This window comes from Halorussus amylolyticus, from assembly GCF_004143485.2.
Classification (GTDB): Archaea; Halobacteriota; Halobacteria; order Halobacteriales; family Haladaptataceae; genus Halorussus; species Halorussus amylolyticus.
The window spans coordinates 501,101-512,330 of sequence record NZ_ML974131.1 but is presented as its reverse complement, the minus strand read 5'-3'; the positions used below and the strand labels follow the sequence as shown (position 1 = coordinate 512,330).

Genomic DNA, 11,230 nt, shown 5'->3' with positions numbered 1-11,230 from the left:
ATCGAGCAGTGTGACATCCTCGGGAGCGACGCGGACGCCGGTCTCCTCGCGGAGCTCCCGGACCGCGGCCGCCGCGGGCGACTCGTCGAGTTCGAGATGGCCGCCGGGGACCGCCCAGTCGCCGACGTGACGCCCGAGATGGTCGAAACGACGACCGAGACGTTCGATGTCGCGGGCGCGGTCGCCGACGCCGAGCGACTCCCCTTCGACTCGGGTGCGTTCGACGCCGCGACGTGTCGCATCGCGGCCCATCACTTCCCCGACCCGCGGGCGTTCGTCCGCGAAGTGGCCCGCGTCCTCGAACCCGGCGGGACGTTCGCGTTCGAGGACTGCATCGCACCCGAGGACGACGACCTCGCGGCGTTTCTGAATCGGTTCGAGCGCACGCGCGACCCGAGTCACGTCGAGATGTTCGCCGAATCCGAGTGGAACGCGTGGCTCCGAGACGCCGGATTCGAAATCGGGGAGTCGGTCACGATGGCCCGAGAGATGGACTACACCGCGTGGGTGGACCGGACCGACCCCGGCGACGAGCGCCGAGAGATGCTGGCCGAGTTGGTCCGAACGCCCGAGGCGGCGGAACTGTACGGAGTGACGTTCGAGGACGACGACGTGGCGACGTTCAGTAACCGAAAGCTGTTGGTTCGGGCAGTCCTGCGAGAATGACTGTGGCGGCCGAACCGCGGGGCCTCGACGCGACGAAGGCGGAACTCGATTTCGAGTCAATCACCGGGGGTTTTTGACCGCAAGCCCCGTACGGCCGGCCATGAGAAACGCGAAGATAGTGTGTACGCTGGGTCCGGCGTCCGACTCCCAGCGGACCATCCGGGAGCTGGCCGACGCCGGAATGGCGGTGGCTCGCCTCAACGCGAGCCACGGGAGCCGGGAGGACCGCGCCGACCTCATCGACCAGATTCGGACCATCGACGAGACGGTCGAAGACCCCCTCTCGGTGATGCTCGACCTCCAGGGTCCCGAGATTCGAACCGCGGAGGTCGAGGAGCCGATTCACCTCGAAACCGGCTCAAGCGTGCGATTCGTCGAGGGCGACACCGCCACGCCCGAGGAGGTCGGCCTGAGCTACTCGGTCGCGAACGTCGAACCCGGCGACACGATTCTGCTCGACGACGGTCGCATCGAGACGACCGTCGAGTCTGTCGAGGGCGAGACCGTCGTCGCCCACGTCGAGAGCGGGGGCGACCTGAGCAGTCGGAAGGGCGTCAACGTCCCGGGCGTGGAACTCGACCTCGACGTGGTGACCGAGAAGGACCGTGGCGACCTCGAACTCGCGGCCGAGAAGGCGGTCGATTTCGTGGCCGCGAGCTTCGTCCGGAGCGCCGAAGACGTGTACGAGATAAATCAAGTGCTCGAAGACCACGGCGCGGACATCCCCATCGTCGCCAAAATCGAGCGCCGGGGCGCGGTCGAGAACCTCGACGGAATAATCGAGGCGGCGTACGGCGTGATGGTCGCTCGGGGAGACCTCGGCGTCGAGTGCCCGCTCGAAGACGTGCCGATGATTCAAAAGCGCATCATCCGGAAGTGCCAGCGCGCGGGCGTGCCGGTCATCACCGCGACCGAGATGCTGGATTCGATGATTCACGCGCGCAGGCCCACCCGCGCGGAGGCTTCTGACGTGGCGAACGCGGTCTTGGACGGTACCGACGCGGTGATGCTGTCGGGCGAGACCGCCATCGGCGACGACCCCGTGCGAGTCGTGGAGACGATGGACCGCATCGTTCGCGAGGTCGAGAACTCCGAGGAGTACGACGAGAACCGCGAACAGCGCGTCCCGCCCTCGGACGACGCCCGGACCGACGCGCTCGCGCGGTCGGCCCGATTTCTGGCGCGCGACATCGGCGCGTCCGCCATCGTGGCGGCGAGCGAGTCGGGGTACACCGCGCTCAAGGTCGCGAAGTTTCGGCCCGCGGTGCCGGTCCTGGCGACCACCCCGAACGACAAGGTCCGGAGACAGCTCGCGCTCTCGTGGGGCGTGGACGCCCAGTACACCCCCATGTCGGCGGGCGTCGATACCATCATCGAGGACGCGGTGCAGGCCGCGCTCGACGCCGGAGTCGCCGAGAGCGGCGACACCGTGGTCGTCCTCTCGGGCATGATGTCCGAACTGGAGGGGACGAGCGCGACCAACATGCTGAAGGTCCACGTCGCGGCCGAGACCATCGCCACCGGCCGGAGCGTCGTCAGCGGGCAGGTCGCCGCCCCGGTCGTCCGGACGACAGACGGCGACCTCTCGAACGTCCCCGAAGGGTCGCTGCTCGCACTCGACCCCGCGTTCGACGGCGAGTTCGCGGGCGACCCCGAGCGACTGGTCGGCATCGTGGACGCCCGACCGGGCATGACCGGCTACCCCGCGATGGTGGCGCGCGAACTCGACATCCCGATGATAAGCGGCGCGCCGCTCGACCCCGGAATCCGTGACGGCGACGTGGTGACCCTCGACGCCGAGCGCGGCGTCGTCTACGAGGGCGATATCAGCCTCGCCGACCGACCCTGACGCGACCCTGCCGGGAAGTCCTGAAGGCTTTTGCGGGCGGCGTTCCTACTACCCGGTATGCCTGACCCCGACTCGGAGTGGAAGTACGACATCGACGAGGTGGGCGAGGAGGCCGAACCCGACCTCCCCGACCCCGAAATCCATCCGGGGTCGCCCTCGGCCGAGAACGCCTTCTTCGTCGCTCTCGGCGTGCTCACGATGCTCGCGCTGTTCGCCCGAATCGTTCTGCTGGCGGCCTGAGTAGTCGGTGGGGGTGCGGGCGCTCAGTCGAACGACGCCGACCGAACGCCTCGCCGACACTGCAAAACGTTAACCACCCGGCATTCTAACACACACGCATGGCACCGCTGTTGGATTCGCTCCCGCTGTTGCTGTTCGTCGCCGGCATCGCGCTGGCGATAGCCGAGGCGTTGATTCCGGGCGCGCACTTCATCGTGCTCGGCGTGGCGCTCATGCTCGCGGGACTGCTCGGTCTGCTCGTGCCGCCGCTGGCGGGACCGCTCGTTCTGGGCGCGCTCGTTCTCGGATTCGGCGGCCTCGCGCTCTACGCCTACCGGGAGTTCGACCTCTACGGCGGCAAAGGCATCGCGCGGACGACCGACTCCGACTCGCTGAAGGGCCAGACCGGGCGCGTGACCGAGCGCATCACGCCCCACGAGGGACAAATAAAGCTCCACGAGGGCGGCTTCAATCCGTTCTACGCCGCCCGAAGCATGGACGGCGAGATACCCGAGGGGACCGAGGTGATGGTGGTGGACCCCGGCGGCGGCAACGTCGTCAAGGTCGAACCGCTCGACGCCATCGAAGACCCCATCGACCGGGAACTCCGCCGCGAGCGCGAGCAACGCGAGCGCGAGCGGGAGACCGACACCGAGGAGGCGTGACCGGGGGCGCGACCGACGCTCGGAGTCGTCTCGCGACCTCACGGGGATGTTTTCGTCCGCGTCTCGGTGACAGCGAACAGAATGCTTAACACATCTTCATTCTAACAGCATACGTATGTTGGTTCCACTACAGGCTGGACCCGGCGGCTTGACCGTCGTCGCCCTGCTGTTCCTCGTACTGGTCGTTATCACCGTCTGGCAGTCGGTCGAAATCGTGGACGCGACCGAAAAGCGCGCGCTGACCGTGTTCGGTGAGTACCGCAAACTCCTCGAACCCGGTATCAACTTCGTGCCGCCGTTCGTGAGTGCGACCCACCGCTTCGACATGCGGACCCAGACGCTCGACGTGCCCCGACAGGAAGCCATCACGCGCGACAACTCGCCCGTGACCGCCGACGCCGTGGTGTACATCAAGGTGATGGACGCCAAGAAGGCGTACCTCGAAGTCGAAGACTACAAGCGTGCGGTGTCGAACCTCGCCCAGACCACCCTCCGCGCCGTGCTGGGTGACATGGAACTCGACGACACGCTCAACAAGCGCCAGCAGATAAACGCGAAGATTCGGAAGGAACTCGACGAGCCCACCGACGAGTGGGGAATTCGCGTCGAGAGCGTCGAAGTTCGGGAAGTCAACCCGAGCAAGGACGTCCAGCAGGCGATGGAGCAACAGACCTCCGCCGAGCGGAAACGGCGCGCGATGATTCTCGAAGCCCAAGGTGAGCGCCGGAGCGCAATCGAGACCGCCGAGGGTGACAAGCAGTCGAACATCATCCGCGCACAGGGTGAAAAGCAGAGCCAGATTCTCGAAGCCCAAGGTGACGCGGTTTCGACCGTCCTCCGCGCGAAGTCCGCCGAGTCGATGGGCGAGCGCGCGGTCATCGAGAAGGGAATGGAGACGCTCGAATCTATCGGACAGGGCGAGTCCACGACGTTCGTCCTCCCGCAGGAGCTCTCGTCGCTCGTGGGCCGGTACGGCAAGCACCTCACCGGAAGCGACGTGAAAGAGGACGGCGAACAGCTAGAGAGCATGGACTTCGACGCCGAGACCCGCGAACTCCTCGGTCTCGACGACATCGAGGAGATTCTGGGTCAGATAGACGAGGAAGCCGAGATGGACGTGGAGGCGATGGAGCAGGAAGCCCAGGCCATCAAGCAGGGCGAAGACCCAGCCGACATCAAGAGTCCCGACGAAGTCATCGAGGAGATGGACGAGGAGGCTCCCGGCGTCGAGGAAGTCGAAGCCGAGATGGACGCCGAACTCGAAAAGTAAGCCGAGATTCGCCCTCGGTCGTCGATTCGACGACCGAAGACGAATCCAAGTTTCATTTTCTCGCAGGGAGCGAATAAAAATAGACATATCGGCGACGTTTAGGAAACGTATTACTTGGACCCGTGTGTGGTAGCCGATAGCGCGGCGAATCCGACATGTCGGATTCGCCGACCGGCGTAAACATGGCACGCGAGAACGAGTCCGAGAAGTCGAACCGCCTCGGCGGCGTCGCCGAGCATCCGAACAGTATCGAAATTAGTTGCCCACAGTGCGAAGGGCGATGGACGCATCGCGGTCAGGCCGACCACCTCGAACGGACCTGTCCGCACTGTCACGCGTCGTTTTCGGTCCGGGTCCACGACGACTTCGCGCTCGTCGAGCGCGAGGGATGGGCCGTCGCCGTATCGGTCTCGGCGTCCGGCGACCACCCGACGGCGGGGGTCGCCGGTGATAGATGAGCTTTCGGCCGCGTTCGCGGCCGCGCTCGACGGTCCAGACGTGGAAAGCCACTACGAGTGTGCACACTGCGGTACGGTCGCAGACGAGTGGAGCGACGACTGCCCGCGGTGTGGCGGCGCAGTGATGCGAATCGTGACGTCGAGCGAGGAGGAACGCGTGTGTCAAACACGCGACTGACGACTGCGGCGCGCCACGAGACGCACCCTTCGACCGCACCGAGCGGTACCGACCTCCGTCCGTAATACTCGTTGAAAACCGACCCGGAACGCGAGAATCGCGAAAACGAGTCACCAATCGTCCGGCCACGAACGCTCTCGCCGGTGTGTCGTATTCAACCGGAAAATAACTATTTACATCCAGTGTTTCGCGGGAAACGACCATGGGAGGGAGAGGAGAGTACACCATCGAACAGTACGAGGAGTGCGACACGTCCGCATTCTGTGAGCTCTTCCAGACGGAGTGGTACGAGGTGGACGAAGAGTGGGTCCAATGGCGGTACTTCGGACCGTATGCCGACGACGAGTACTTCGTGGTCGCGCGCGAGAACGGACGCCTCGTCGGGTTCCTCCCGTGCATGACGTTTCCGATTCGAGCGAACGGCGAGGACGAACTCGCGCTCCAGCCCGCGGGGCTTTTCGTCCACCCGGACCACCGCGGGCGAGGTGTGTTCACCCGACTCACCGAACGGCTGGTAGAGCGATGCGCCGACGCCGAACCGTCGGTGTTCTTCAACTTCCCGACCGACGCCGCGGTCCACGGGTTCGAGAAGCACGGGTGGCAAGTCGCGAAGGAAGTGCCGTCGTACTTCCGAATACAGAATCCGGGTGCCGTTCTCCGACACCGCGGTCACGACATGGGTGCAACGGCAACGGCGGCGTTTCGAGCGGCCTCGACCGCGTATTTCGACGAATGTCGACGGTTCGGGAGCAGCGCGTGCGACGCGACGGTGACGCGTCACTCGGACGTTCCCGCCGCCGACCTCGCATCGCTCTACGCCGAGGACCCGCCTCGGGAGATACACGTCCCGCGCGACCCGACGTTCTACCGGTGGCGGTACGACGCGCCGGGATGGAACTACGCCGCTTACGTCGTTCGAGACGGCGGCCCCGTAGCGGGTGCGGTCGTCGCCTCGGACACGCTCGAAACTGGCCTGCTCATGACCGCGATACTGGAGACCCAGCCGATGGGCGCGACCGACAGGGACGGGGCGTTCGAGCGACTGCTCGCCGCAATACTGGCCGACCACCGCGAGACCGACGTGTTCTGGGCGACGAAATCGACGCTCCCTCGGTCGGTCGCCCTGTCTCACGGATTTCTCGGTGACGACGAACCGCCGTTCTGGTGGTTCCGACGACCGCTCACGATGGTCGCCCGCCCCGTGACCGCTGACCCCGAGTCGTGGCAGTTGCACGGGCGTCGTCTCACCGACGCCGCGGACTGGCGACTCACGCTCTGTGAGTGGGACCCGCCGCTGTTCGAACCGAACAACTGCCCCGTTCGAGACTGCTGAGAGCGACGGGCGTTCGGGCGGCCCGGTCTCGGATGATTTCCGAGCGCGAGTCGAACGAAATTTCGGCGGAAGCTATCGGTACGCCGAACGCTTCGAACCGCACGTCTTGCGAACGCCGAGTCTGGCGTCTCAGACGCGGGTCGAAACGTCTCACGCGTGCGAGACACGCGCAAGCGAAGGTGTTTTAATCCTCCGCGACGACCATTCGTTGTAGATGGTTGAGCGCACCGACGTGGATGAAAATAAGCGGGCGACACTTCGACGCTTCGCCGTGTTGGGGGCGGCGACGCCGCTCGCGAAGTTCCGCGACGACGGCGACGAGAGCGAGACCCGCGATGCCATCGCGGGCTACGTCGCCACCACGCCGGGCGCTCACTTCTCGAAGATACGCGACGACCTCAAGCTCGGGACCGGGGAGTCTCAACACCACCTCCGCCAACTCCTCGACTCCGGCGTGCTCGAAAGCCGCCGGGACGGCGACTATCGGCGATTCTACCCGGCCGAACAGTTCTCGGCGTTCGAGCAGGTTGCGCTCGGCTACCTCCGTCGGGACACCGCGCGCGGCATGCTCATCGAACTCCTCCGAGACCCCGACGCGACCGGAACCGACCTCGCCGACGCACTCGACGTGTCGCGCCCCACCGTGAGCAAGTACGCGGCGAGTCTGGAGGAAGTGGGCCTGCTCGACCGCGAGGGCGGCTACGCGGTTCGCCGCCCGGAGACGGTCATCACCCTGCTGGTGCGGTACGCCGACTCGTTCGATGAGAAGGCCGCGACGTTCGCGGGGCAGGCCGACGGTTTCATCTCGTTCGACCCGTAGCAGGGAACGAAGGGCTGGCGGAGACGTCGGCACTCGAAATCACGGGAGACGAGCGACGGCGTGCTAAACCGAGTCGAGAGCGCCGAGAGCAGAAAAAGCGCGCTCGCGACGAGCGCGGACCGCGAACGCACCGGAGTTCGCTTAGACCGAGACCTTCCACGTCGTGGACGACGAGTAACCCCACTTCTCGACGTCCACGTCGAAGTTCCCCTCGGCGATTGCGGTCATGTTCGCGCCGACTTCCTTCGCGGTCAGACCGAGTTCGTCGCCGATGAGTCGGGACTTGAAGTAGGTCTTCATCCGGCCGTTCTCGCGGAGGTACCGGAGGATTCGCTGTTGTTTGTCGGTCAGGGTCGTCGTGCCAGCGGCAGTGGTGCTCATGACTACTTCAGTCTACGGGAGAGTGCGCCTTAGAGGATTTGGTACACGCAGTTAACACGCCGCAGTCTTGCGATTTCACAGTACTTTCGAGTGAACTAAACACCGGCGAGAGGGGGTGTTGGTACGGCTGGTTAATCGGGAGTTTCGGTCGGCCACCGCGGTCCGTTGCAGGCGGACGGGTGTCCGGTCAGACGGGTCGGCGGACGAACGAAACGGTCGGTAACGACTCCTCGCTCGCGAGTAATGCGGGCTTGTGTCGGGAAACGAGCGTCGCCGTCCGGAACGACGCCAACGGCTAGACCGGCGCGAGCGCGCCGTAAACTGTCGTGAGTCGGCCCTCCGTCGCCGTCGGCGACGGAGGGCCGACCTATGCGAATCTGACGGCTGGAACGGAGCAGAAGCTTCTTACGCAGGCGGACTGTCCCTGAGAGATAATGAGCGGTCGTGCAGTCGAAGTCAGCGTCGTCCTGCCCGCCTACAACGAGGAGGCGACCATCGAGCACACGGTCGAGACCACTCTCGAAACCCTGGCGTCGTTTCTTCCGTCGGGGAGCTTCGAGGTCCTCGTCGCCGAGGACGGGTGCGACGACCGGACGCCCGAAATCGCCGACCGAATGGCGGCCGACGACGACCGAGTTCGGCACTTTCACAGCGACGAGCGACTCGGCAGAGGCGGCGCACTGAACCACGCCTTCGAGGCCGCGGACGGCGAGACGCTGGTGTACTTCGACACCGACCTCGCCACCGACATGAAGCATCTCGAAGAGCTCGTCGAGAGCGTGCGGTCGGGCGAGTACGACTTCGCGACCGGGTCGCGGTGGATGCCCGGCGAGGAAGCGAGTCGCCCCGCGAAGCGCGACTTCGCGAGTCGCGGGTTCAACGGCCTGACGCGAACGTTCCTCAGGTCAGACCTCCGGGACCACCAGTGCGGCTTCAAGGCGTTCGACCGGGCCGCGCTGTTCGACGTGCTCGCGCACGTCGAGGACGAACACTGGTTCTGGGACACCGAGGTCCTCGTGCGCGCCCAGCGGAAGGGCTACGACATCAAGGAGTTCGCGGTCGATTGGACCCCGAAGGGCGACACCAAGGTCGATTTGGTCCGGGACGTGTTCGGCATGGGGAGCCAGATTCTGCGATGCTGGTGGGAGTTCTCGGTCCAGCCCCGAATCACCCGTCGGGTGTCCATCACCGCGGGAATCGCCATGACGCTGGTCGCAATCGTGTTGATGGGCGAGTACCTCCCGCTCGGGCAGGTGCTCGAACACATGCAGGCGGCCGACCCGATGTTGGTCGGCCTCTCGGCGCTGGTCTATCTGGTCTCGTGGCCCCTCCGGGGTCGGCGGTACAAGGATATCCTCGAAGAACTCGACTACACGGAGACGACCGGCTTTCTGACCGGTGCCATCTTCATCAGCCAGACCGGGAATCTCGTGTTCCCGGCGCGGTTGGGCGACGGGGTGCGCGCCTACGTCGTCAAGGCGCGGCGCGCGATTCCGTATCCCACGGGGTTCGCCTCGCTCGCGGTCGAGCGCGTGTTCGACCTGCTGACCATCACCGTCCTCGCGGGCGTGGTCCTCGTCGGTCTCGCGCTCACCGGTGTCACCTCCATCGCGGGTCTCCAGTCCACCATCGTCGGGTCGCCCTCCGCAGGCGGCGTCGGCGACAGCGGCCAGACCGCAATCTACGTCGCTGGCGGGGTCGGCCTCGCGGCCATCCTCGCGGTGGGCGTCATCGTCGCGAGCGCCCGGTCGGACCGGAATCTCGTCCGGGAGGTCGTCTCGCGCATGAGCAACGACTCGTACGCCGAGTATGTCGCGCGCGTCATCGAGCGGTTCACGGGCGACGTGCAGACGGTCGCCGGGAACCGGAGCGCCTTCCTGACCGTCGGCGGGTCGAGCCTCGCCATCTGGACGCTCGACGTGATTACCGCGCTGCTCGTCCTCGCAGCGTTCGACGTGTCGCTCCCGGTCGTCACGATGGTCGCGGTCGGCTTCTTCGCGGTCAGCGTCGGGAACCTCGCGAAGGTCCTGCCGCTGTCACCCGGCGGCATCGGTCTCTACGAGGGAGCCTTCACCCTGCTCGTCGCGGGACTGACGCCAATCGGCGCGAGCGTGGCGCTCGCGGCCGCAATCGTGGACCACGCGGTGAAGAACGTCGTCACGCTCGCTGGCGGCGTGGTCTCGATGTTGGTGCTGAACGTCTCGCTGACCGAGGCGGTCGAACAGAGCAAAGACGCGCAGGTGGACGCCGAGACGGCGGAACCGACCGACGACTGACGCCGAGGAGAACAGTCTTTGACTCGTACTGTTCGACCCGAACATGCCCGCGAATCCTCTCTCAGAAATATTCACAGAGTTCGTGGCGCGCGCTGACGCGAGTTCATCTCGCGTCCAGAGCGTGCGAGGGATGAGCATCGCAACGAGCGAAGCGAGTGAGAAGCGCAGTCGGTTGGGGAGGGCGTGGCGTTCGCGGTTGCGGTGCGGTCTTATAGGTGACGTGCGAGCAGGAAGCTACGAAGAAATATACAAAAGAGCACTGAGGCGTCCTGCTCGCACGTCACAAATGAGAACCGCAGGCCACACCCTCCCCAACCGATTCCTCCGTTCGCTCCTTCCAGTCGCTCACTTCGTCATCCCTCGCGCGATTTGTCGCCCCACGAGGGGGCGACCGCACGCGCCATCCAACCACGAAAATTCGCGGAACTAGGTTTCAGAGATTCACCCGTACAGGTCAGTCACGAACGGGCCCAGCGCACCCGCGAGCGCCGACGCGAGCGCGCGCTCGCGGTCGATGACCCCGCCGGTCAGCGCGCCCGCCGCGCCCTGCTTTTTCGCCACGTCGTCGGTGTCGAGCACGTCGTCCATCACCGGGCCGAGTTCCTCGCCGTCCCGGACTCTGTTCGCAATCGAGTCCGGCAAGCGGAGGCGCGGTCCCGACCCCTCGCCGACTCGGGTGCCGTCGGTCACGGCCGCCCACATCACGAGGTAGAGACCGTCGGTGCCTTCGACGTCGGCGACCCCGCCCTCCAGTCCGACCCCGAGGTCGAACGCTCCGGCCGCGAGCGCGTTCCGCGCGCGGTTCTGTGCGCCCGCGACCGTCTCGCGCTCGCCGACCGGCTGTTCGCTCACGCCCGACTCGACCGCGATTGCTTCGACGCTGAGATTCGAAACGTGGCGCAGGGCCGCTTCGGTCGCGTCTCGCTTCACGGGGTTCGTGCTTCCGACGCCGACTCGCATGGCCGGGTGGAGGAGGTCGGGCGACTTGGCTCCTTCGCGTTGGGTCGCAGGTCTCACGCTCGGCCGTGAGTCTGTCCCCGGCGGGGGGGGGGGGGGGGGGGGGCGGGCGGGGGGGGGGGGGGGGGGGGGGGGGGGCAACAACGCCCCGGGGGTGG

At 66.0% G+C, this 11,230-nt stretch carries 13 protein-coding genes; 10 read left to right on the top strand and 3 right to left on the bottom strand.

Annotation, left to right across the window (positions count from 1 at the left end; all coding sequences use genetic code 11):
- Positions 1–252: NUDIX domain-containing protein (locus EKH81_RS19540; RefSeq protein WP_238392140.1), on the bottom strand; the 252-nt coding region annotated here is incomplete at its 3' end.
- Here EKH81_RS19540 and EKH81_RS06520 point away from each other — a divergent pair.
- From EKH81_RS06520 to EKH81_RS06480, 9 genes are all read left to right on the top strand, one after another.
- On the top strand, positions 139–666 hold the full coding sequence (locus tag EKH81_RS06520) for a class I SAM-dependent methyltransferase (RefSeq protein ID WP_238392139.1): 528 nt from the start codon (positions 139–141) through the stop codon (positions 664–666). The two genes, EKH81_RS19540 and EKH81_RS06520, sit on opposite strands and share 114 nt — an antisense overlap.
- A gap of 100 nt (positions 667–766) precedes the next feature.
- Complete coding sequence (pyk, locus tag EKH81_RS06515) at positions 767–2,515, top strand: pyruvate kinase (protein WP_132057334.1); 1,749 nt, start codon at positions 767–769, stop codon at positions 2,513–2,515.
- Between the two features lie 57 nt (positions 2,516–2,572).
- A complete protein-coding gene (locus tag EKH81_RS06510; RefSeq protein WP_132057332.1) occupies positions 2,573–2,755 on the top strand; it encodes a DUF7312 domain-containing protein in 183 nt (60 codons plus the stop codon).
- A 98-nt stretch (positions 2,756–2,853) separates the two neighbouring features.
- Positions 2,854–3,399 (top strand): NfeD family protein, encoded by a 546-nt coding sequence (locus EKH81_RS06505; RefSeq protein ID WP_132057330.1) that lies wholly within the window; start codon positions 2,854–2,856, stop codon positions 3,397–3,399.
- A 115-nt stretch (positions 3,400–3,514) separates the two neighbouring features.
- Positions 3,515–4,669: an SPFH domain-containing protein gene (locus EKH81_RS06500; RefSeq protein WP_202935071.1), complete on the top strand. Its 1,155-nt coding sequence runs from the start codon at positions 3,515–3,517 to the stop codon at positions 4,667–4,669.
- A gap of 182 nt (positions 4,670–4,851) precedes the next feature.
- Positions 4,852–5,127, top strand: a complete 276-nt coding sequence (locus EKH81_RS06495) for a hypothetical protein (protein WP_132057326.1) — start codon at positions 4,852–4,854, stop codon at positions 5,125–5,127.
- A complete protein-coding gene (locus EKH81_RS06490; protein WP_132057324.1) occupies positions 5,117–5,305 on the top strand; it encodes a hypothetical protein in 189 nt (62 codons plus the stop codon). The genes EKH81_RS06495 and EKH81_RS06490 overlap by 11 nt, the downstream gene beginning before the upstream one ends.
- A 202-nt stretch (positions 5,306–5,507) precedes the next feature.
- A complete protein-coding gene (locus EKH81_RS06485; RefSeq protein ID WP_132057322.1) occupies positions 5,508–6,638 on the top strand; it encodes a GNAT family N-acetyltransferase in 1,131 nt (376 codons plus the stop codon).
- Positions 6,639–6,852: 214 nt separating this feature from the next.
- Positions 6,853–7,458, top strand: coding sequence for a winged helix-turn-helix transcriptional regulator (locus tag EKH81_RS06480; protein WP_132057319.1), 606 nt, complete (start codon positions 6,853–6,855; stop codon positions 7,456–7,458).
- Positions 7,459–7,599: 141 nt separating this feature from the next.
- On the opposite strand, the gene EKH81_RS06475 is transcribed toward EKH81_RS06480, so the two are convergent.
- On the bottom strand, positions 7,600–7,839 hold the full coding sequence (locus EKH81_RS06475) for a DUF7123 family protein (protein WP_132057317.1): 240 nt from the start codon (positions 7,837–7,839) through the stop codon (positions 7,600–7,602).
- Between the two features lie 434 nt (positions 7,840–8,273).
- Here EKH81_RS06475 and EKH81_RS06470 point away from each other — a divergent pair, with 434 nt between their 5' ends.
- A complete protein-coding gene (locus EKH81_RS06470) occupies positions 8,274–10,115 on the top strand; it encodes a flippase-like domain-containing protein (protein WP_132057316.1) in 1,842 nt (613 codons plus the stop codon).
- Positions 10,116–10,556: 441 nt separating this feature from the next.
- Here EKH81_RS06470 and yjjX read toward each other — a convergent pair whose 3' ends face one another.
- On the bottom strand, positions 10,557–11,075 hold the full coding sequence (gene yjjX, locus EKH81_RS06465; RefSeq protein ID WP_132057750.1) for an inosine/xanthosine triphosphatase: 519 nt from the start codon (positions 11,073–11,075) through the stop codon (positions 10,557–10,559).
- Positions 11,076–11,230 lie beyond the last annotated feature (155 nt).

Coding starts and splice junctions, on each gene's coding strand:
- EKH81_RS06520 (WP_238392139.1), top strand. CDS start 139: ATGGTCGAAACGACGACCGAGACGTTCGATGTCGCGGGCGCGGTCGCC.
- pyk (WP_132057334.1), top strand. CDS start 767: ATGAGAAACGCGAAGATAGTGTGTACGCTGGGTCCGGCGTCCGACTCC.
- EKH81_RS06510 (WP_132057332.1), top strand. CDS start 2,573: ATGCCTGACCCCGACTCGGAGTGGAAGTACGACATCGACGAGGTGGGC.
- EKH81_RS06505 (WP_132057330.1), top strand. CDS start 2,854: ATGGCACCGCTGTTGGATTCGCTCCCGCTGTTGCTGTTCGTCGCCGGC.
- EKH81_RS06500 (WP_202935071.1), top strand. CDS start 3,515: ATGTTGGTTCCACTACAGGCTGGACCCGGCGGCTTGACCGTCGTCGCC.
- EKH81_RS06495 (WP_132057326.1), top strand. CDS start 4,852: ATGGCACGCGAGAACGAGTCCGAGAAGTCGAACCGCCTCGGCGGCGTC.
- EKH81_RS06485 (WP_132057322.1), top strand. CDS start 5,508: ATGGGAGGGAGAGGAGAGTACACCATCGAACAGTACGAGGAGTGCGAC.
- EKH81_RS06480 (WP_132057319.1), top strand. CDS start 6,853: ATGGTTGAGCGCACCGACGTGGATGAAAATAAGCGGGCGACACTTCGA.
- EKH81_RS06475 (WP_132057317.1), bottom strand. CDS start 7,839: ATGAGCACCACTGCCGCTGGCACGACGACCCTGACCGACAAACAACAG.
- EKH81_RS06470 (WP_132057316.1), top strand. CDS start 8,274: ATGAGCGGTCGTGCAGTCGAAGTCAGCGTCGTCCTGCCCGCCTACAAC.
- yjjX (WP_132057750.1), bottom strand. CDS start 11,075: ATGCGAGTCGGCGTCGGAAGCACGAACCCCGTGAAGCGAGACGCGACC.